This window comes from Actinokineospora xionganensis (genome assembly GCF_014323725.1).
Classification (GTDB): domain Bacteria; phylum Actinomycetota; class Actinomycetes; order Mycobacteriales; family Pseudonocardiaceae; genus Actinokineospora; species Actinokineospora xionganensis.
This window is the reverse complement of record NZ_JABVED010000009.1, coordinates 102,696-122,979: the sequence shown is the minus strand read 5'-3', so window position 1 is coordinate 122,979 and position 20,284 is coordinate 102,696. Positions and strand designations below refer to the sequence as shown.

The 20,284-nt window shown below is 70.4% G+C and carries 17 protein-coding genes; 9 read left to right on the top strand and 8 right to left on the bottom strand.

The window, feature by feature from the left end:
- Positions 1–315 precede the first annotated feature (315 nt).
- The gene (locus GPZ80_RS17235) at positions 316–789 is read right to left on the bottom strand and encodes a hypothetical protein (protein ID WP_187221396.1); all 474 of its coding nucleotides are present in this window, start codon (positions 787–789) and stop codon (positions 316–318) included.
- Positions 786–1,289, bottom strand: coding sequence for a SigE family RNA polymerase sigma factor (locus tag GPZ80_RS17230; protein ID WP_187221395.1), 504 nt, complete (start codon positions 1,287–1,289; stop codon positions 786–788). Before GPZ80_RS17230 ends, GPZ80_RS17235 begins: the two co-directional genes overlap by 4 nt.
- Positions 1,290–1,412: 123 nt before the next feature.
- Here GPZ80_RS17230 and GPZ80_RS17225 point away from each other — a divergent pair, with 123 nt between their 5' ends.
- The 6 genes from GPZ80_RS17225 (at position 1,413) to GPZ80_RS17200 (ending at position 11,477) form a co-directional block, all read left to right on the top strand.
- Positions 1,413–2,825, top strand: coding sequence for an MFS transporter (locus tag GPZ80_RS17225; protein WP_376771687.1), 1,413 nt, complete (start codon positions 1,413–1,415; stop codon positions 2,823–2,825).
- Positions 2,822–4,048, top strand: coding sequence for a cysteine desulfurase family protein (locus GPZ80_RS17220; RefSeq protein ID WP_187221394.1), 1,227 nt, complete (start codon positions 2,822–2,824; stop codon positions 4,046–4,048). Before GPZ80_RS17225 ends, GPZ80_RS17220 begins: the two co-directional genes overlap by 4 nt.
- Positions 4,049–4,051: 3 nt before the next feature.
- Positions 4,052–5,140: a tRNA 2-thiouridine(34) synthase MnmA gene (gene mnmA, locus GPZ80_RS17215; RefSeq protein WP_187221393.1), complete on the top strand. Its 1,089-nt coding sequence runs from the start codon at positions 4,052–4,054 to the stop codon at positions 5,138–5,140.
- 152 nt (positions 5,141–5,292) lie between these two features.
- Positions 5,293–6,993 carry a S8 family peptidase gene (locus GPZ80_RS17210; protein WP_187221392.1) on the top strand — a complete coding sequence of 567 codons (1,701 nt, stop codon included), beginning with the start codon at positions 5,293–5,295 and terminating at the stop codon, positions 6,991–6,993.
- Between the two features lie 26 nt (positions 6,994–7,019).
- A complete protein-coding gene (locus tag GPZ80_RS17205; protein WP_187221391.1) occupies positions 7,020–9,590 on the top strand; it encodes a CHAT domain-containing protein in 2,571 nt (856 codons plus the stop codon).
- Between the two features lie 99 nt (positions 9,591–9,689).
- Positions 9,690–11,477: an AMP-dependent synthetase/ligase gene (locus GPZ80_RS17200; RefSeq protein ID WP_187221390.1), complete on the top strand. Its 1,788-nt coding sequence runs from the start codon at positions 9,690–9,692 to the stop codon at positions 11,475–11,477.
- A 13-nt stretch (positions 11,478–11,490) separates the two neighbouring features.
- On the opposite strand, the gene GPZ80_RS17195 is transcribed toward GPZ80_RS17200, so the two are convergent.
- The 5 genes from GPZ80_RS17195 to GPZ80_RS17175 all read right to left on the bottom strand — a co-directional run bounded on the left by GPZ80_RS17195 (position 11,491) and on the right by GPZ80_RS17175 (position 16,346).
- Positions 11,491–12,027, bottom strand: coding sequence for an NUDIX hydrolase (locus tag GPZ80_RS17195; RefSeq protein WP_187221389.1), 537 nt, complete (start codon positions 12,025–12,027; stop codon positions 11,491–11,493).
- On the bottom strand, positions 12,020–13,312 hold the full coding sequence (locus GPZ80_RS17190) for an NsdA family TPR-like regulatory protein (protein ID WP_187221388.1): 1,293 nt from the start codon (positions 13,310–13,312) through the stop codon (positions 12,020–12,022). Before GPZ80_RS17190 ends, GPZ80_RS17195 begins: the two co-directional genes overlap by 8 nt.
- Positions 13,313–14,254: 942 nt before the next feature.
- Positions 14,255–15,301 (bottom strand): S-adenosylmethionine:tRNA ribosyltransferase-isomerase, encoded by a 1,047-nt coding sequence (locus GPZ80_RS17185; protein WP_187221387.1) that lies wholly within the window; start codon positions 15,299–15,301, stop codon positions 14,255–14,257.
- Complete coding sequence (locus GPZ80_RS17180; RefSeq protein WP_187221386.1) at positions 15,298–15,672, bottom strand: VOC family protein; 375 nt, start codon at positions 15,670–15,672, stop codon at positions 15,298–15,300. Before GPZ80_RS17180 ends, GPZ80_RS17185 begins: the two co-directional genes overlap by 4 nt.
- Complete coding sequence (locus GPZ80_RS17175; RefSeq protein WP_187221385.1) at positions 15,669–16,346, bottom strand: SDR family NAD(P)-dependent oxidoreductase; 678 nt, start codon at positions 16,344–16,346, stop codon at positions 15,669–15,671. Before GPZ80_RS17175 ends, GPZ80_RS17180 begins: the two co-directional genes overlap by 4 nt.
- A gap of 144 nt (positions 16,347–16,490) precedes the next feature.
- Here GPZ80_RS17175 and GPZ80_RS17170 point away from each other — a divergent pair, with 144 nt between their 5' ends.
- Together GPZ80_RS17170 and GPZ80_RS17165 are read left to right on the top strand one after the other, a co-directional pair.
- Positions 16,491–17,621 (top strand): GAF domain-containing sensor histidine kinase, encoded by a 1,131-nt coding sequence (locus GPZ80_RS17170; RefSeq protein ID WP_312880393.1) that lies wholly within the window; start codon positions 16,491–16,493, stop codon positions 17,619–17,621.
- Positions 17,614–18,255, top strand: coding sequence for a response regulator (locus GPZ80_RS17165; protein WP_187221383.1), 642 nt, complete (start codon positions 17,614–17,616; stop codon positions 18,253–18,255). Before GPZ80_RS17170 ends, GPZ80_RS17165 begins: the two co-directional genes overlap by 8 nt.
- Here the strand turns inward: GPZ80_RS17165 and GPZ80_RS17160 are convergent.
- Positions 18,213–19,088, bottom strand: coding sequence for a hypothetical protein (locus GPZ80_RS17160; protein WP_312880392.1), 876 nt, complete (start codon positions 19,086–19,088; stop codon positions 18,213–18,215). The two genes, GPZ80_RS17165 and GPZ80_RS17160, sit on opposite strands and share 43 nt — an antisense overlap.
- Before the next feature lie 304 nt (positions 19,089–19,392).
- Here GPZ80_RS17160 and GPZ80_RS17155 point away from each other — a divergent pair, with 304 nt between their 5' ends.
- Positions 19,393–20,265, top strand: a complete 873-nt coding sequence (locus GPZ80_RS17155) for a DUF8832 domain-containing protein (RefSeq protein WP_187221382.1) — start codon at positions 19,393–19,395, stop codon at positions 20,263–20,265.
- Positions 20,266–20,284 lie beyond the last annotated feature (19 nt).

Genomic DNA, 20,284 nt, shown 5'->3' with positions numbered 1-20,284 from the left:
GGAGCGTCTGATCGTCACCGGGCGGGGTTTGCGCGCGCGCATCGGGTGGTTGTGCCTGTTTGGGTGGAGTGGTTTCTTTGGGCCCCTACGAAGAAAGGCCCCTGTCGTGGAAACGCGGGTGGGAAGCCCTCGGCCCCACGACCACGGCGAGTTTAGGGGCCTTTCTTCTCCCCAAAGAAACCGCTCCACCCAAACAGGCCGTTGGGTTTGGCCCGTCCGGTTCGGGTGGTTCGGCCCGTTCGGTTCGGGGTGGTCGGGCCTCTTTGTGTCGGGCCGTGGCCGTCGCCACGGGCGGCCCAGCGCGATCGCCTCCGTTTACCGCCGGGTGGTGGTCGGGCTGACCGACTCCGGTGCCGGTTCCGAGGTGGCTGGTGCCGAGCGCGGGGTGGTCGGTCGTAGGGAGGCAGTGGGAGGTGCGGGCGCGCGGACGGTCGATTTCGTCGTGGTGCTCGGTGGGGGCATCGGGGACGGGCTCACCGTTGGCGGTGGGGGCGTCGTAGTCACCTGTGGCGCTGTCGTGGACACGCGGCCGACCTCTGCCGGGCCGATCATCCCGGGGGCTTCGACCGGCCCGGTAAGCAGAGTCGCGCCCAGGGTCACGCCGGCGACGGCCGCTGCCACGCCTCCGATGCCCGCGTAGCGCCTGGTCCGCAGGCGGCGGCGGGCCAGGGACAGGATCTCCTGGGGTTCCAAGCCCAGTTCGGGCTCCTCGTCCAGCGCCCGGTGGATCACCTCACGGACGTCGTCGCGTTCCCGCGGGTCGACCTCCGCACCTTCGAAGCTGTTCATCGCGGTCCCTCCAACACCATCTCGTCGCGGAGCATCCGCCGTAGTGAGGCCAGGCCCTTGGCGCACTGGCTCTTCACCGTTCCCTCCGCGCAGCCGAGGAGCTGTGCGACTTCCTCGACCGGCAGGTCCTCCCAGTACCGCAGCACCACCGCCGCCCGCTGCCGGACCGGGAGACGGGCGAGCGCCCGCCGTGCGTCGAGTGCGCTGTCGTGGTCCTCGCCCGGGGCCGCCACGTCGGGTAGGTCGTCGGCGCCCCATTCGCGTTTGCGCCACAACCGGCGGGACTCGTCGATCGCCGTGCGCACCAGGATCTTGCGGGCGTAGGCGTCGATCGCGTCGTCCGCGCGGATCTTCGGCCAAGCGCGGAAGAGTTTCAGCAGCGCGCTCTGCACCAGGTCCTCCGCCCGGTGCCAGTCGCCGCACAGCAGAAAGGCGGTGCGCCGAAGCGCCGCCCCGCGCGCTTTGACGTAGTCGACGAACTCGTTGTCGCGATCGGTCACCCGACGATCCCCTCCCCGGTCTATTCATGGTGACGAGTGAGGTGGGGCACCAGGTTGCCCTCCCCGGGAAATCTCACGAAAAGGACTGGACCTCCTGCGGACTGGAGGTAGCACCATTGCCGGGTGACGGTCACCGAATCCCCCAGCGGGTCCCTGTGGAGCACCGAGAACCGGGCCACCACGGTCGGCATGCTGCTCCTCATCACCATCGCCGCGTTCGAGCACCTCGGCGTGAGCACCGCGATGCCGCGGATGCTCGCCGAACTCGACGGCGGCCACCTCTACGCCTGGCCGTTCACCTCGTTCCTCGCCGCCAGCGTCGTGGCGACCGTGTTGTCCGGGCGGGTGTGCGACCGGGTCGGACCCGGGCCGGTCCTGATGGTCGGCCCGACGGTGTTCCTCGCGGGCCTCATCGTCGCCGGGACCGCCGACGACATGGTGGGGCTGCTCGTCGGCCGGGTCCTGCAGGGGCTGGGCCTGGGCACCGAGGTCGCCGCCATCTACGTGCTGGTCGCGCTCGTCTACGCGGAGAAGTACCGGCCCGCCGCCTTCGGGATGCTGGCGGCGGCCTGGGTGATCCCGTCGATCGTCGGGCCGACGGCGGCGGGCATCGCCACCGAGCGGGTCGGCTGGCGGTGGGTCTTCCTCGGGCTGGCGCCGCTCGCGGTGCTCGGGGTGATCCTGCTGGTCCCGGCCTTGCGCGCGCTGCCGAAGCCGACCCGGCCCGCCACCCCCGGCCGACGTGGGCTGCCGCTCGCCGCCGTCGCCGCGGCGGTCGGGATCACCGCGGTGACCTGGGCGGCGCAACACCCGTCCTTCGGGACGCTGTGGCTGGGCCTCGGCGGCCTGGCCGTGCTGATCCCCGCCCTGCGCACCCTGCTGCCCGCCGGGACCCTCACCGCCCGCGCCGGCCTGCCGCGCACGGTCCTGGCCAGGGGGATGCTGGCAGGCGCGTTCTTCGGCGTCGAGGCCTTCCTCCCGCTTACCCTCACCGCGGTCCACGGCTACTCGCCCGCGATGGCGGGCCTCCCGCTCACCCTGGGCGCGCTCGGCTGGTCCGGGGCGTCGCACTGGCAGGGCAGACGGCCCGACATCGCGCGGGCCACGCTGATCCGCTGGGGGTTCGCGATCCTCGCGGTCGGGCTCGCGTCGACGTCGTTCATCGCCCCCGCGTGGGGACCGTCGTGGCTGGCCTCGGTGCTCTGGGTGGTCACCGGCGCGGGCGTCGGGATGGCGTTTCCGGCCATCAGCGTGCTCGCCCTGGAGCAGACGTCCGAGCGGGAGCGTGGTTTCACCTCGTCGGCGCTGCAGGTCGCCGACATGGTGTTCTCCGCGGTCTGCGTCGGATTCGGCGGCGTCCTGCTCGTGTCGCTCGCCACAGCGGCCGCCCCGACCGCCGCCGTGATCCCGCTCAACCTGGTGATGGCGGGCGTCGCGGCCCTCGGTTTCGTGCTCTACAGCCGTGGTGGGAACGGCCGGTGGGCGGTATCTCGTGACGGGGGTGCCGAGAGTCGGTCTACTCTGGTTGAGCGATGACCTATCTCGACCATGCGGCCACCACGCCCATCCTTCCCGCGGTGGCCGAGGCCCTCACCGGGGCGTTGACCACCTATGGCAACGCCTCTTCGCTGCATACCTCCGGCAGGCTGGCCCGACGCGCCGTCGAGGAGGCCCGCGAGACCGTTGCCGCGGCCCTCGGCGCCCGCCCCTCCGAGGTGATCTTCACCTCCGGCGGCACCGAGAGCGACAACCTCGCGGTCAAGGGCATCCACTGGGCCCGCCGCGCGAAGAACCCGAACCGCACCCGGGTGCTGGTCTCCGCCGTCGAACACCACGCCGTCCTCGACGCCGCCACCTGGCTCGCCGAACACAGCGGCGCCGAGGTCGTGGCGCTGGAAGTCGACGCGTTCGGCCGGGTCCACGAGGACACCCTGCGGGCCGCGATCGCCGAGGACCCGGAGTCCGTCTCGGTGGTCAGCGTGATGTGGGCCAACAACGAGGTCGGCACCGTCAATCCGGTCCGCGAGCTGGCCGCCGCGTGCGCCGCCCACGGCATCCCGTTCCACACCGACGCCGTGCAGGCCGTCGGCGTCCTGCCGGTCGACTTCGCCGGGAGCGGCGCCAACGCGTTGACCGTGTCCGGCCACAAGCTCGGCGGGCCGTTCGGAGTGGGCGCGCTGCTGCTCGGCCGTGACGTGCCCTGCGCCCCCGTCTCCCACGGCGGCGGGCAGGAGCGCGACGTGCGCTCCGGCACCCTCAACGTTCCGGCGATCGTCGCGTTCGCCGAGGCCGTTCGGGTCGCCGCCGCCGATCGGGCCGAGCGGGCCGACCGGCTTGCCGTGCTGCGCGCCGACCTGGTCGCCCGGGTCCGCGCCGCGCTGCCCGACGCAATCCTCAACGGCGATCCCGGTGAGTCCACTGTGGACGATGGACCGTCCCGGCTCCCCGGCAACGCCCACTTCTCCTTTCCCGGATGCGAAGGCGACAGCCTGCTGATGCTGCTCGACGCCAAGGGCATCGAGTGCTCGACCGGCTCGGCCTGCACCGCTGGCGTCGCCCAGCCCAGCCACGTGCTCCTCGCGATGGGCGCCGAGCCCGCGATCGCCCGTGGCTCGCTGCGCTTCTCCTTGGGGCACACGTCGACCGTCGATGACGTCGACACCCTGGTCGAGGCCATCGGTCCGGTGGTCGCGCGAGCCCGCAGCGCGGGTCTCGCCGGAATGCGGCGGGCCAAGTCCCGAGCCGCGGCGGAGGTGTAGGCAGTGCGTGTCCTGGCCGCTATGAGTGGCGGTGTCGACTCCGCGGTCGCCGCCGCGCGCGCCGTCGCCGCGGGTCACGAGGTCGTCGGCGTGCATCTCGCGCTGTCGGCCAAGCCCGGCACGCTGCGCACCGGCTCGCGCGGCTGCTGCACCGTCGAGGACGCCCACGACGCCCGCCGGGTCGCCGACCTGCTCGGGATCCCGTTCTACGTGTGGGACTTCGCCGAGCGGTTCACCGAGGACGTGGTCGAGGACTTCGTCGCCGAGTACGCCGCGGGCCGCACGCCCAACCCGTGCCTCAAGTGCAACGAGCGGATCAAGTTCGAAGCGCTGCTGGACAAGGCCATCGCCCTGGGCTTCGACGCCGTCTGCACCGGGCACTACGCCCGGCTCGCCCAGGTCGACGGCCGCCCCGAACTGCGCCGCAGCGCCGACCTCGGCAAGGACCAGTCCTACGTGCTGGCCTCGCTGACCGCCGAGCAGCTCAGCCACGCCATGTTCCCGCTGGGCGGCTCGCTCAAGTCCGATGTGCGCGTCGAGGCCACCGAGCGCGGGCTCGCCGTCGCCGAGAAGCCCGACAGCTACGACATCTGCTTCATCCCCGACGGCGACACCCGTGGGTTCCTCGCGGGCAAGCTCGGCGAACGTCCCGGCCAACTCGTCGATGACGAGACCGGCGCGGTCCTCGGCGTCCACGCCGGTGTCCACGGCTTCACCGTCGGACAGCGGCACGGCCTCGGCATCGACGCCCCGTCCGCCGACGGCCGCCCGCGCTACGTCCTGGCGCTGGAGCCGGTCAGCGGCAACGTGCGGGTCGGCGCGCTGGAGAAGCTGGCCGTCCGCGAGATCATCGCGACCCGGCTGATCTGGCCCAGTGGTCGCCCGATCGAGGGCACCGTCGAGTGCGTCGCCCAGGTGCGGGCCCACGGCGGCACCTCACAGGCCACCGCGGAGCTCGTCGACGGCGAACTCCTGGTGCGCCCCGGCGACGAGCTGCGCGGCGTGGCGCCCGGCCAGGCCGTGGTCCTTTACCGCCCCGACGACGCGGGCGACGTCGTTCTCGGCAGTGGAATGATCGTAGCGACGCGATAGCTCAGGGTAACCGTCCGGTTAATCCAGTCGGGGTGCTGAACAGGCGTTACGCATCCAGTCGCCGTTTCGACGTATCTCATGACAGCCTGTGCGCTCTACTTAGTGACAGTGAGCCATAGACCGGGATCCGCGTTGAGGCAATTGGGGCATGTATGGGGACCGATAAGCAATCGGACGACCGCAACCGTGGCAAGGGCAACCACCCGCACCGCTTCGTGAAGGTGCCGACGGACGTGTTCTCCAGACACCGGGTGCGCGTGCTCGACCCGGCGACGGCGGTCTGGTACGAGGGGACGACCCGGCCGCAGTCCACCGCCTACCGGGCCGACACGCTGCTGGTGCCGCTGCGGACCGCGCGGAACAGCGACCTGCTCGCGGAGCTGAACAAGGTGATCGAGCCCCTGGGCGCGCACCTCTCTCCGCTGCTGCCGCGCACGGACCGCTGGCAGCGGGCGATCAAGAAACTGGACCAGGAACTCCCGGTGCCGGTCGCCGTGCGCGTGCGCGCGGGCGTCAAGGCGGACCGGATGCCCGACCCGTGGGCGGTTCTCGCCCTTCTACGCAATGAACTTCCCACCGACAAGGTGGCGGGGATCGGTTTGGAGCACATCGTGGGCGCTGCTTCGGTGTTCGGCGGCGGAGCGCCGTACGGCGGGGGAGTCCCGTACGGCGGCGGAGTTCCGTACGGCGGTGGAGTCCCCTATGGCGGCGGCGTCCCTTACGGTGGCGGAGTCCCTTACGGTGGCGGCGTTCCGTCCGGGTCGGTCGGCCTGGCGACGGGCTCGCGCAACCCGGTCCGGATGTTCATGCCGCAGCCCGCGCGGCGCGCGCCCGGCGACTTGACCTCCGGGCGGCGTCCGGTGGTCGCGGTGCTCGACACCGGCATCGGGACCCACCCGTGGCTGCGCGTCGGCCCGCTCGAAGCGGACCCGGTCGTCGAGGTGTCGCACGAGTTCCAGGCCCTCCTCGCCGACCTCGAGTCGACGATGACAGCGGAGAACGGTTCCGCCCTTGCGCCGCTGTCGTCGCCGTTCGAGGAGCGCGACCTCATCCAGCCGCTGCTCGGCCTGACCGACTCGCACGCGGGCCACGGCACGTTCGTCGCGGGCCTGATCCACCAGAACTGCCCGGACGCCCGGGTGCTGTCCATGCGCGTGCTGCACACCGACGGCGTCACCACGGACGCCTCGGTGCTGCTCGCCCTGGAGTGGCTGCGCGACCGGGTGCAGGACGCGATCGACAACAACCGGCCCGACGAACTCGTCGACGTCGTCTCGCTCTCGCTCGGCTTCTACCCGGAGAACACCGACGAGGTGACCGGCGCGCTCCTCGCCACCGCGGTCCGCAAGCTCACCGACCTCGGCGTGGTCGTGATCGCGGCCGCGGGCAACGACGCGACGAACCGCCCGTTCGTGCCCGCCGCGCTCGCGCTCAACGCCGATGGCAGCAACACGGCCAACGAACTGCTGGTCGCCGTCGGCGCGCTCAACGCCTCCGGCACGACCATCGCGGCGTTCAGCAACGACGGCGAGTGGGTCAAGCGGTGGGCGCCCGGCAACGCCGTGGTCAGCACGGTCCCGCTCTGGCAGGGCTCCGAGGCGGGCGACCTCAGCCTGCCCAGGAGCGTCGCGGGCGGTCCGCTGCTGCGCAGCGGCCCGGACCCTGACGACCTGATGACGGGGTTCGCCATCTGGGCGGGCACCTCGTTCGCCACACCGGTGGTCGCGGGCCTGCTCGCGGCGAACTTCGCCAGCGCGAAAGACAGCCTCGACATCGCCGACCGGGTATCGCGCGCGACGACCGCTTTGGCCGAAACCGACAAGGAACTGGTCGACAGGGGCTGGACTCCCTGATCTTGGGTAGTCGTACTGTGTGAGCCATGCGGGGTGCCGATGAGGCTCGGGTGGAGCGCGCGCGGAACCTACACAGCCGCGCGCGCGACATCGCGTACGCCTACGACTTCGCCAAGGCCCGCGCCCACCTGCTCAAAGCCCTCGGGCTGCTCGACGACGTGGTCGACCAGGAATCCGCCGGGTCGATGCCGGTGCTCATCCATGTCCTGGTGACGCTGGCCTACGTCGAGACCGAGGGCGGCCAGGTCACCACCGGGCTCAGCAGGCTCGACGCAGCGAGCAGGCTCGCCGATGCGCAGCCCGAGCCCAAACGGTCGGAACTGCTCGGGCTCGCGCTCGAACAACGCGGCATCCTGCTGATCCGAGCGGGTGAACTTGACGAGGCGCTCGAGGTCCTCGACGAAGCCGAACACCTGCTCGCCGCTGCGCTCAGCGCGGGCGCGGGCGACCCGACCGTCCTCGCCACGCTGTATCTCAACCGCAGCCTCGCGCACATCGAGGCCGCGAACCCCTCGGCGGCTGTCGCCGAACTGCGCCGGTGTGTCGACTTCGCCGCCGCAAACTCCGCCGTGCACGGCAGCCTGGGCATCAAGGCCCGGCACAACCTGGGCTACGTCGCCTACATGACCGGCGACATCCCGACGGCGCTGCGCTACTACGAGGAAGCCAGGGACGCGGGCCTGCAACCGACCCTGCTGCTCGACCGGGCCCGCGCACTGCTGGCCGCCGGGCTCGCCGAAGAGGCCGCGCGCAACCTGGCCGACGCCCTGCCGATGCTGCGCAAGCAGCGCGCCGGACAGGACGCCGCGGAGGTCGAGGTCACGCTGGCGGCCGCGGAGTTGTTGCAGGGCAACGCCGAACGCGCCCGGCAGTGGGCCAGGCGCGCGGAACGGCGCTTCACCCGCCGCGGCAACGCGCGGTGGGCCGCGGTCGCCGCGCTCGCCGCCATGCGCGCCCAGACCGACGAGGCGCTGGCCCGGGGACGCAGCTCCGCCGCGCACTCGGTCGCCGCGATCAAGCTGGCCGACCGGCTGCGGTCGCTGATGCTCGAGGACGAGGCGGCGCTGGCGCTGATGCTGGCCATCCGGCTGGAGCTGCTGCGCGGTGACGTCACCTCCGCCGAGATCCTGATCGACCAGATGCCCGCGGGCAGGCCGACGACGCCCGTCGACAACCAGATGATGGCCCGGCTCTGCCGCGCCGAGCTGGCCGTCGCCCGTGGCGAACGCAGGCGCGCCCTCGCCGAGGCGCGGGCAGGCCTGACGGTCCTCGGCAAGGCCCGCGACCGGATGGGTGGGCTGGAACTGGTGTGCGGGACCGCGATCCACGGCCGCAAACTCGGCGAACTCGCGATCCAGCTGGTGCTGGACGGTCGTCGGACCGACCCGCGCAGGCTGTTCACCTGGTTGGAGCAGACCCGGGCGCAGGTGTACCGCTACGAGCCGCTGCCGACGATCGCCGACTCCGAGATGGCCACGAAGGCGGCCGAGCTGCGCCACGTCCGCCGCGCTCTGCAGCTCGACCGGCTGGCCGGTCGGCCGGTGGGCAAGCTCGACAAGCTCGCCGCCGCCCTGCAGCGCGACGTCGTCCGACTGGGTTGGCACACGAGTGCCTGGGGCTCGCCCCGGCCGGTGGCGTCGCTGGACGAGGTCAGTGTGGCGCTCGGCGACCGGGCGCTGGTCGAGTTCGCCATGTCACGCGGCCACGTGGTCGCCGTGGTCGTCGCCGCGGGCCGCACCAGGCTCATCCGGCTGGGCGCGGCGGCGGACGCGGCCGAACCCGCGGCCCGGCTGCACGCCGACCTCGACGCGTTGGCGCCGGACACGTTGCCCGCGGCCATCGTCGACGTCGTGCGTGGGTCGGCCGAACGCAGCGCCGAGGCCCTGGACCGGCAGCTGATCCGACCGCTCATGGCGGCGGTCGGCGACCGTGAGCTGGTGATCGTGCCCACGGGCTCGCTCTACGCCGTGCCGTGGGGAGTCGTGCCGTCGCTGCAGGGCAGGCCGGTGGTGGTCGCGCCCTCGGCGACGGCTTGGTTGGCCGCCCACCGCGCGGTCGCCCCGCCCGGCCGGACCCTGCTGGCGCGCGGGCCGCTGCTCACCGGTGACGTCGTGGAGGACGCCATGCTGCGGTCGGTGTACTCCGGGGCTGTCGTGCTGGAGGAGGAGCAGGCGACGGTCGCGGGAGTCCTCGCCGCCCTCGACGGGGCCGAACTCGCCCACCTCGCCGCGCATGGCGAGCACGAGCCCACCAACGCGTTGTTCTCCCGGCTGGAACTGGCCGACGGGCCGCTGTTCGCCTACGAGGTCGCCCAGCTGAGGCAGCCGCCGCGGCAGGTGGTGCTCGCCGCGTGCGAACTGGCACTCAACTACGTCCGGCCCGGCGACGAGGCCCTCGGGTACGCGGGCGCCCTGCTCGCGGGCGGCGTCCAGACCGTTGTCGCCGCGACGAGCCGGGTCGGCGACGCCGCGGCCGCGGGCGCGATGGTCGAGTACCACCAGCGGCTCTCATCTGGTGTGGCCCCGGCTCGGGCGCTGGCCGAGTCGATCGCCGAGGACCCGTACCGCAGGCCGTTCATCTGCCTGGGTGCGGGCTGATTCCGGCCGAATCGGGCGAATCGACCATAGACAGGGAGCGACGGATCTGAATACGATCACGCCCCTGTGTGACGGGTCACAAAGGTCGAGAGGCGAGCCATGAGCCAAACCCTGTGCGAGGCATTCCAGGCGACGGCGAAGGAGATCCCCACGCTCGTCGCACTGCGCACGACCGGCGACGCGGTGTCGATCAAATGGCAGGAGTACGCCGACCGGATCCGCCGCATCGCCGCGGGTCTCGCCGCGCAGGGGGTCAAGCGGGGCGACACGGTCGGCATCATGCTCACCAACCGCCCCGAGTTCCATCTGGTCGACACGGGCACGCTACACCTGGGCGCGGTGCCGTTCTCCGTCTACAACACCAGCGCCGCCGAGCAACTCGCGTACGTGTTCTCCAACGCGGGCAACAGCATCGTCGTCACCGAGAAGGCATTCCTGCCGACCCTGCGCGCCACCGGCGCCGACCTGAAGATCGTCTGCGTCGACGGTCCCGAGGAAGGCACGATGACGCTCGCCGACCTTGAGGCCGCGGGCGACCCCGACTTCGACTTCGAAGCCGCCTGGCGCGCCGTCGAACCCGGTGACCTGGCCACGATCATCTACACCTCGGGCACCACCGGCCCGCCCAAGGGCGTCGAGCTGACCCACCGCAACATCCTCGCCGTCGCCGACGCCGTCCGCAGCGCGTACGAGGTCGACCCCGGTGACCGCGTGTTGTCGTTCCTCCCCTCAGCCCACATCGCCGACCGCGTGATCTCGCATTACCTGTCGATGCTGTTCGGCACCGTCGTCACCTCCGTCGCCGACCCCAAGCAACTCGCCGCCGCCCTTCCCGACGCCCGCCCGCACGTGTTCTTCGCCGTGCCCCGCGTCTGGCAGAAGTTCAAGCTCGCCATCGAAACCGGCCTGGCGGCGGAACCCAGCGGCGCCAAGCGCAAGATCGCCGGCTGGGCACTCGACGTCGGCCGGAAGGTCGCGAAGCTGCGGCTGGCGGGCGAATCCGTTCCCGCCGTCCTCGGCTTCCAGCACAAGCTCGCCGACAAGCTCGTGCTGTCCAAGCTGCGCAAGAAGCTGGGCCTGGACGAGGCCAAGGTCCCCGCCTCCGGCGCGGCGGCCATCCCGGTGGACACCATGGAGTACTTCTGGGGCATCGGCATCCCCGTGTACGAGATCTGGGGCATGTCGGAGACAGGTGGTCTGGGCACGTCCTGCCGTGCGGGCCAGGTGAAGCTGGGCACCGTGGGCACCGCCGTCCACGGCACCGAGGTTACCCTCGCCGACGACGGCGAACTCCTCATCCGAGCCGCGTCGGTCATGCGCGGCTACCGGAACGACCCCACCCGCACAGCGGAGACGATCGACACCGACGGCTGGGTCCACACCGGCGACATCGGCGTGATCGACGCCGACGGGTACGTGACGATCGTCGACCGCAAGAAGGAACTGATCATCAACTCGTCGGGCAAGAACATGTCCCCGACGAACATCGAGAACGCGGTCAAGGCAGCGAGCTCCCTCATCGGCCAGGTAGTGGCGATCGGAGACGACCGCCCCTACGTCTCGGCCCTGATCGTCGTGGACCAGGACGCCGCCGCGGGCCTCGCCGCCAAGCACGGACTGGACCCCGCCTCCCCAAGCGCGGTGCTCAACCACGAGGCCGTACGCACCCTGATCACCGACGCTGTGCGGAAGGGCAACACCACCCTGTCCCGGGTGGAACAGATCAAGCGGTTCCGCATAGTCCCCGGCTTCTGGGAACCAGGCGGCGACGAACTCACCCCCACCCTCAAACTCCGCCGCAAGCCCATCGCGGAGAAATACACCCACGACATCGACGACCTCTACGCGGACTCACCGACCCCGGACACCATCAACGTCGGCTCCTGACGGGAGCGCTCACTCAGCGCAAGACCAGGTAACTGGAGAGGGCTGTCAGGGACGGTCCGTCGCCGATCTGCTCGCTCGCGATGAGCGACCGCAGATCGGCGATCGGCACCCACTCGACGCGGCTCGCCTCAGCGGCGTCCGGTATTCCTACCCGCTGGACATCCGAGGCGAGGAAGACCTGGAAACGCTGGTCACTGATCCCAGTCATCGGGCTGTAAACGATCAGCGGTGTGACCGTGTCAGCCTGATAGCCCGTCTCTTCCAGAACCTCCCGGCGTGCGGCCTCGAGCGCGTCCTCGCCGTCGTCGGCCCATCCCGCGGGAATCTCCCACCCCCAGGTGTCGGTCGTGAACCGATGCCGCCATAGCAACAGCACGCGGTCACCGTCGATGACCACGGCTCCGACCGAGACGCGGGGAAACCGGATCACGTGGTGCTCGAACCGTTGGTGGCCGGGGATCTCGACGTCGTCCAAGTCGACGTTGACCCACTCGGAGGCGAACACGCGGCGGGTCCCGTGAACCGTCCACCGTGCGGGGTCCTCAGGCATGTGCGGCCTCCCTCAGCCGGGCGTCGAACTCCTGCGCGCCGGCGGGCCCCGACAGCCGGATCAGGTGTGCCCGCAGTTCCAAGGCGCGGATAGCGATCGGCTCCACCATCGCACCCTTGGCCCAGTCCAATGCCTCGACCGCCACGCGGGACGCCTCGATCCCTTCGCCGTCATGTAGGAGGCACTCGGCCAGATCGAGGCCAAGGAGCGCACGACCCTTGGCGTCCTGAGTGGCGCGCCGGGCTAGGGCGCCGCGGAGAACGTCTGCCGCGCGGGTGGTGTCGCGCAGCATCAGGTACGTGGCGCCCGCGAGACCATCCAGGCGGGCGGCGTCGAAGAAGTCGGTGCCGGTGCCAGGCTCGGTCACCCGGTCGATGTGCTGTCTCGCGGATTCGAGTGCGCGGTGGGCGCCGTCAGGATCGCCGCACGCGGCGGCTGCCCGCGCTCGTAGTGCGGCGACCCAGGCGCGACGACGCGGCCCGGCCGGTGCGGCTTCCCGTTCGGCGCGGGCCAGGAGGGTGTGGGCCGTGAGGTGGTCGCCCGCGTAGAAGACGCCGACGGAGCGTGTGGCCAGGGCCCAGGCGGCCAGGTCGGGAGAACCGGCCTCACGCGCGGCCAGCTCGGCGACGTCAAAGTATCCGGATGCCTCGTGTGGCCGGTCGAAGTCGACCCAGAGGGAACCGGCCAAGCCGGTGAGCACGCCCATGAGGACTACGGCGCGCAGCCGCGACTGTTGCGGCAGCGGGTGGGTGAGCACGCCGTTGAGGTGGTTGATCAGGGTGCTCACCGCGGACCACAGTTCGTGCGGCGGCGTCGACGGGTAGCGCAAGGCGTGGCCGTAGACGGCCTGTTCCATTTGGTCCAGGGCGGTGGCAGCGATGCCGGACCGGGTGAGGGTGTCGGTGATCAGCCAAGGCGGGGTGCCGGAACCCAACGGGGTTGGCGCGTTGGATGTGGTTCCGCTGCCGGGATGGGAGCCCGACTCGGTGTCGCATGGCGCGCTGGATGTGGTCGCCCTGCCAGGGTGGAAACCCCACTCGGCGTCGCTTCGCGCGCCGAGCATATGCCGCATCGCTGCCCTGTAGTGCGCGCCTGGCCAGCGCACGACCCCGCGCTCGTATCGGGCGATGGCGCGAGCATCAAGGTCGAAGCGTTCGCCGGTGTTCTCCCACAGCCAGGCGTTGACGGCCTCGGCCAGTTCCTCCCGTCCCATTGGCTCGCCCGGTATGCGCCGGGACGGGGTGCGTTCGCGGGCGGCACGGAGCTGGCGGTTTGCCTCGGACACGCGCCGAGTGTAGCCGTGCCGACTCGGAGAGTCAGAGGCTTGACCTGCCCCTATCTGCTCCGATGTGCTCCACGATCCGCGCTCCCGTGCGCCGCGCCGGGCACTGAGGCTGATCACCGTGACCGTTCTCGCGTTTCTCGGTGCCGTTGCCGCACTCGCCATCGCCGCGACCGTGGCTGAAGCCGCCCGTGCTATCCCACCTGATCAGAACAGCTCACGCCGGTTCGACCCGCCCGCACCGCGAGGCCCGCAGTCTTCGGCCGATGCGGTCGGCCCGACACCGCACCGGCCGAGCACCACCAGCACGACCACGGTGGGGGAGCGTTGAGCCACCGCGATATGGCCCGGCGGTGGGCCTCCACGCCGTCACCGCCACCCGTGACCGACCCGGTGCGTGAGCACGTGACCTGCCCCGACTGCCGCGCCTACTGCTTCGGTGTGAGCGCGGCCGCTGCGGCGAAAACCCTTGCGCGGCATCGGTTTTCGGTGCACGGCGGCACCCGATGATCGGGCTGGAAGACACGGACGTGGCCAAGGCCCTGGCCATGCTCGCCGCGAAGGCTCCACAGATTTCTGCGGCGATCGTGCGCGAAGACCTCACCGTCGACAGGCCGACGCGCTTCTGGCGGTCTTGGCGGAGACAGCCCACCACCTCCAGGAGTTGCGGTCTCGCTGGTTTGGCGTGGTAGTCGGCACTGGTGACTTGCCCTAGATCGGTTGCTCATTGAGTGCCTAGGGCACACGCTGACGTCGCAGCACGGCTGATACCTAGCTGCGAGGGACATGGCGCACTAATGCCCGGATCGTCGGCGCCGTGGCCGGGTTCGGTGACTGGTACCGGCCGACGGGATTACGCCTGACCATGCCGCCATCGAAGATCTGACCCTGCGTAGGCCGCCCCTCCGGCCCAGAGTTCTCATCAAGTCGGGTACCAGGCGATGATCACGGGATCAGCAGGTTGAGGTCGCCGAATTCGTGCCATAGGTAGCCGGCGGCGATGGCCTCTTGGTAGCACTCGTGCAATAAGGGGCGGCCTGCGATGGCTTCGAGCATGTCGAGGTGGGACGCACGGGGTTCGTGGAAGCCGGTGAGGAGGCCGTCGGTCACTGTGACTCCGCGTTCCGGGGTGATGATCAGGTCGGTCCATCCCTCGGCCGCGTGGACGGTTCCGTCTGGGGTGACGGCGCTTTCCATGGCTCGGACCGATGTGGTGCCGATCGCGATGATGCGGCCGCCGGTGGCGCGGGTGTCGTTGATCAGCGACGCCGTGGAAGGCGGCACACGAAAGCGTTCCGGATAGGGGCGTTCGTGTGCTTCCTGCGAGGCGACGCCGGTGTGGAGTAGGACCGGGGCGATGCGTATCCCCTTGGTCACCAGGGTGGTGACCATGCGGTCGGTGAACGGTCGGGACGCGCTGGGCATCTCGGCGCTGCCGGGTTCGGTGCCGAAAACTGTTTGGTAGTAGGCGATCGGCCAGTCTCTGGAGACGTATTCGTAGCGGATGGGTGAGCCGACCGCCCGTAGGTACCCGATCACCGAACCGAACGGCCCTCGGTCGACCGCCGCCTCCCACAGGCGGTCCTCGGAGTACGGCCGCGTCAACGTCACCGAGCCGCCGGCGGGAAGGGTGTACCGCCGTCCCGCGACGCCTCCGCGGTAGCGCGCTGTCGTCTTTCCCTCGGCCTGCCGAATTTCCACCAGCCACGAACCGTCGCGGAGCTCTGTCGAGAAGTGCACCGACAGGTCGCTGTCCTGCACCTTGACCGCTGCCGGGACTGTCGCCGAGGTGTTGACCACGAGCAGATCACCCGCCCGCAGGGCGCTGGGCAGGTCGGCGAACCGTCGGTGTTCGACCGAGGACCCGGTTCCGACGAGCAGACGTACGCCGTCGCGGGAAAGGCCGCGCGCTTCCGGCGGCTCGTGTGCCTCCAGCTCCGCGGGAAGCACAAACTCCATTGTGGACACCTGGCACTCCGGTGATGCGCTCATCGTCTCCCCGTCCTCCTGTCCTCGGTCCACACCATCACGTCGACCCCGTCAGGCCCGGTGACCTCGAACCCGTAATGCCCACGCGGATACCGGCCGGGCGCCCGGGTGACCGAGGCCTGCTCCATCGTCGCGAGCCGCCTGTCGACGTCGGCGGCTGTAGCTAGCTCGAACGCCAGCGGTCCCTGTCCGGGACGGCGTCGAATCGGGCTGACCAGCTCGAGGTACGCGCCCGGGGCGATCTGGATCACCGATCCCCGTTCCTCCGAAGCGGACCAGGTGTCCACTTCGGAAAGCCCGAGACGGTCCAGGTAGAACCTTCGCGCCGGCTCGATATCGGCCGCCTCGAACGGGATCCACAGCGCCTGGCTCACGCCTGCTCCGCAAGCCGATACCGGCCGGACTCCGGACGGTCCGCCAACAGCTTGAGCATCGCGGGGACCACTGTCGCGGGCAGCGGCCGGTCGCTGATGTCCTCGCCCGGGAAGGCGTCCTGGTGCATCTGGGTTCGCAGGTCGCCCGGGTCGGTCCACCAGACACGGACCCCTGGCTCCTCGGCGGCGAGCACGTTGCTGAGCTGCTCCACCGCCGCCTTCGACGAGCCGTAGCCTCCCCAGCCCTCGTAGGGCTCGACCGCCGCGTCCGAGGTGATGTTGACCAGCGCGCCCGCTCGCTCGCGCAGTCCGGGAAGCGCGAGTTGGGCCAAGGCGAGCAGAGCGACGACGTTGACCTCGAACACTTCGCGCAGGGCGTCCAGTGGGTACTCGGCCAGCTTCGGCAGTGGGCTCGACCCCAGGGCGCCCGCGTTGTTGATCAGCAGGTCCGCTCCGCCGAGCGCGTCGGCGGCGGCTATCAGGTCCGCGCGGTGACCTGGGTCGGTGATGTCGCCCGGCACGGCGGTGACGGACTTGGGCAGGGCGGCGGCGGCCTCGGCGAGCGCGTCCGCGCCGCGGGCGTCGAGAACAAGGTCCCAACCCTCGCCCGCGAGTCCGGCCGCGAGCGCCTGGCCCAGGCCGCGGGACGCGCCGGTGATGATGGCGACAGGCATGTCGGTCCTTCCGTCGATCGTCGTTTGACGTGATCGACGTTAGGCCGGTCGGGGGCTGTCGCCATCGGACCAGAGATGGCTCTTTTCTCAGACTTTAGTCCTAGGACCAGGGGCTTTGTCGGTCCTCGTGGGTACCTTGAATTGGTGACCGGAATCGACCGAGACGAACTGCGTGAGGTGAGCGCCGCCGTGCTGGCGGTCGCCACCCACCTTGAGGTGCGCGAGGTCCTCCAGACGATTCTGACCTCCGCCCGAAGGCTGGTCGGAGCCCGGTACGCGGCGCTCGGCGTGCCCGACAAGAACGGCGGGTTCGCCGAGTTCCTGGCCGACGGCATCAGCGACGAGCAGTGGGCCGAGATCGGCCCGGTGCCCCGGCAGCACGGCCTGCTCGGCGTCCTGCTGTCCGATCCCCACCCGGTCCGGCTCGACGACATCCGAGAGCACCCCAAGTTCGGCTGGTGGCCCGCGGCGCATCCCGTGCTGACCGACTTCCTCGGGGTGCCGATCAGCGATGGCGACGAGATCCTCGGCGAGATCTTCGTCGCCAACAAGGAGGTGCCGGGCGGCTTCACCGCCCAGGACGAGGAACTCCTCGCCCTGCTCGCGTCCCACGCGGCGATCGCGCTGGTCAACGCCCGGTTGTACGAGCGCAGCCGTGAGCTGTCCATTGTGGAAGAGCGCAACCGCATCGCACGGGAGTTGCACGACTCCGTGACCCAGAAGCTGTTCAGCCTCCGGCTCACCGCGGAGGCGGCGGCCGCCCTGCTCGACCGCGACCTCGACCGCGCCCGAACCGAGATCGACACCGTGCGCAGGCTCGCCGCGGCTGCCACGGACGAATTGTCGTCCGTCGTCGTCGGGCTGCGGTCGCCCGATCTCGCGGGCGATGGCCTGGACATCGCGTTGCGCAAGCAGGCCGACCTGTTGAACCGCGTGCACGACGCCGTCGTGAAGTTCAGCAGCCGCGACGTGCCGAGGCTGACCTCGGCGAGAGAGGAGGCGGTGTATCGAATCGCGCAAGAGGCCTTGCATAACGCGTTGCGCCATGCCCAGGCGGGCGAGATCGAGATCGACATGTCGTTCCGGGCCCAGATGCTCGTCGTGCTGGTCAAGGACGACGGCATCGGCTTCGACACCTCGCCGTCCGGCCAGACCTCGCGCCGCCTGGGGCTTTCCTCGATGCGCGAGCGCGCGCGATCGGCGGGCGGCAAGTTGAAGGTCACCTCGGAGCGTCCCGGTGGGACGACGGTGCTGCTGGAGGTGCCCGTTGACTGACGACATCACGGTGCTGATCGTCGACGACCACCCGGTGGTGCGGCAGGGATTGCGCACCTTCCTGGACCTCCAGGACGACATCACCGTTATCGGCGAAGCCTTCGACGGCGCGTCCTGTGTGGCCGAGGCGGAGCGGCTGCACCCGAACGTGATCCTGCTCGACCTGCGCATGCCGGGCACGGATGGTGTGTTCGCGCTGCGTGGTCTCCGCGACCGTGCGAATCCCGCGCGCGTCCTGGTGATCACCAGTTTCGCCGATCCCTCGGCGATCGTTCCCGCGGTTCGCGCGGGCGCGGCGGGCTATGTCTACAAGGACGTCGATCCGCCCGCGCTGGCTGCGGCGATCAGATCCGTCCACGCCGGCCATGTGTTGCTGCACCCCGACGTGGCCCGGCTCCTCGCCGAAGGCGACTCGCGTCCGAGCGACCTGAGGCTGACCTCGCGGGAGTCGGAGGTGTTGGAAGCAGTGGTGCGTGGACTGTCCAATCGGGAGATCGCCAAGAAGTTCGACCTGTCCGAGAAGACCGTGAAATCCCATATGAGCGCGATCCTGGCCAAGCTGGGCCTGCAGGACCGCACTCAGGCGGCGCTCTATGCGGTGCGGACGGGGTTGGTGCCCCTGGCCGGAAAATGAACCACGCCATAGCAGGCGACCACTCCAGCCAACACCAGGGCGACCAAGCCGACGAGATTGGCGACATCGGCGAGCAGGGGTGCGGAGAACGGCGAGACACCGAGCGCTGACTCGACACCGGTGGTCACGGCCAGCACGCCGTAACCCGTGGTGCCGAGTTGCACCACGCGCAGCCGGAGCAGTTCCGTCCACCGGGTGAAGCCCACCAGCCACGCGATGCCGGGCAGAACCAGGACGGCGTGCATGGCGACCGCGTGGAGTGGTTTGAACGCCCCGGCCGTCGTGTAGGCGACGTCCGGATCGCCCGCGTTGACGGCGATCACGCCCCGCGCGATCATCGCCGCGCCGACAAGCAGTGCCACGACCAGAAGCAGCAGCCCGGCACGCACGGCCAGGCGCATGTCGGGCCGCGTGACCGAGTCCGCCCGCAGCGCCGCGGCGGTGATGGTCAGCACCGAGACCAGGATCAGGCCGCCGCCGACGGCGAGCGAGGTGGCGATCACCCGGCCGAATCCGGTTTCGCTGTTGAAATGCGACGGCACCCCACGCCACGCCTGAAGTGAGATCAGCCCGACCTCGACGACGCTCGCCACCGTGAACAGCCACAGCGTCACCGACCGCGTGCGCTCGCTTTGCCGAATCCAGGTACCGACCCACACCAGGGTGATCAGGGCCAGACCGAACGACAGTCCGAAGGTGACGGGTTTGCGCCAGGACACCGGCCCTTCCCACGGGCCGCCGTCGGCCAGGAACACGCCAAAATGTGCGAAACCGGAGAGGAGGAGGCAGGCACCCACGACGTAGCCGATTCTTTCGACCGTCCGGCCTCGCACCCACACGCCTCGCAGCGAGGCCAGCATCAACCGGGTCTGCCCCTCCGAAACCAAGGCGATCCACCTCCCCGTCCTGGCGCAAAGGTATCGACCGCCTGCTGAGAACGCTGAGAACGCGCAGATCACCTCAACCCTGGGATCCGACGATCCAGTGTCATCGAGTGACCTCACCGTTCGCGGGTTGTCATCGTCATCCCCCTCAGCGACACTGCAGATCCTGCTGATTGACGAAACCGGCACGTATTCGGTGAATGCCCGCTGTCCGCCGACGCGCCGGTCGCGAGGGTTCGGAGGTTCTGCCGGCATGCGCAAGCTGCACTGGGCCAGTTGGGCCGCGCTCGGGGCGGCGGTGTTGGTCGCTGTGGTGGCGATTGTCTTCGTCGTGTTGCGCTCGTCCACCGGTGCCTCGCCACACCAGGGCATGGGTTCTCCGATGACGCTGGCCGCGCACAGCGACGGGCTGTCGGACTTCGAGAACGGCTTCCGCTTCGTGCCGGTCACCCTGCCCACCACCCGCGGCGACGCTGTGCCGGTGGCGTTCCGGATCCTGGGGCCCTCCGGTAAGCCGGAGACCCAGTTCCAGCTCAACGCCACCAAGCAGCTGCACTTCTTCGTTGTCCGCGACGACATGCAGGGCTACCAGCACCTGCATCCGGAACTCGTGGGCGACACCTGGCAGGTCGCGGTCGCCATCGCCGACGGCGGCGCCTACCGCATGTTCGCCGAGTTCATCCCGATGAACACCACCGACACCACGCATCCCGTAGTCCTCGGCCTGCCCTTCGCGATCGCCGGTGACACGGCGACCGTCGAGATCCCCGCCCCGGCCGCCGAGGCCGACGCCGGCCAGGGCTACCGGATCGTGCGCCCGGAGGGGGCGACCACCGTCGCCGTCCGGCAGCCGACGGTCCTGCGGTTTTCCCTGCGCGGCCCCGACGGCAAGCCGCTGGACACCGTCGATCCGCACCTCGGCGCCTACGGCCACATGACGGGCTTCCACACCGCCCTGCTGTCGGCCACCCACCTGCACCCGCGTGAACCGCTGGGCGCGCCGCTGATCAACGGTGAGCTGACGTTCCAGGCCCTGTTCGGCGAGCGCGGCGAGTACCGCCTGTTCCTGGAGTTCAACCGCGACGGCCAGGTCCACCGAGGGGCGTTCACGGTCTTCGTATCCTGAAGCTCCGCTAATGGCTTTC

Coding starts and splice junctions, on each gene's coding strand:
- GPZ80_RS17175 (WP_187221385.1), bottom strand. CDS start 16,346: ATGCCTGTCGCCATCATCACCGGCGCGTCCCGCGGCCTGGGCCAGGCG.
- GPZ80_RS17235 (WP_187221396.1), bottom strand. CDS start 789: ATGAACAGCTTCGAAGGTGCGGAGGTCGACCCGCGGGAACGCGACGAC.
- GPZ80_RS17220 (WP_187221394.1), top strand. CDS start 2,822: ATGACCTATCTCGACCATGCGGCCACCACGCCCATCCTTCCCGCGGTG.
- GPZ80_RS17210 (WP_187221392.1), top strand. CDS start 5,293: ATGGGGACCGATAAGCAATCGGACGACCGCAACCGTGGCAAGGGCAAC.
- GPZ80_RS17205 (WP_187221391.1), top strand. CDS start 7,020: ATGCGGGGTGCCGATGAGGCTCGGGTGGAGCGCGCGCGGAACCTACAC.
- GPZ80_RS17195 (WP_187221389.1), bottom strand. CDS start 12,027: ATGCCTGAGGACCCCGCACGGTGGACGGTTCACGGGACCCGCCGCGTG.
- GPZ80_RS17185 (WP_187221387.1), bottom strand. CDS start 15,301: ATGAGCGCATCACCGGAGTGCCAGGTGTCCACAATGGAGTTTGTGCTT.
- GPZ80_RS17155 (WP_187221382.1), top strand. CDS start 19,393: ATGCGCAAGCTGCACTGGGCCAGTTGGGCCGCGCTCGGGGCGGCGGTG.
- GPZ80_RS17200 (WP_187221390.1), top strand. CDS start 9,690: ATGAGCCAAACCCTGTGCGAGGCATTCCAGGCGACGGCGAAGGAGATC.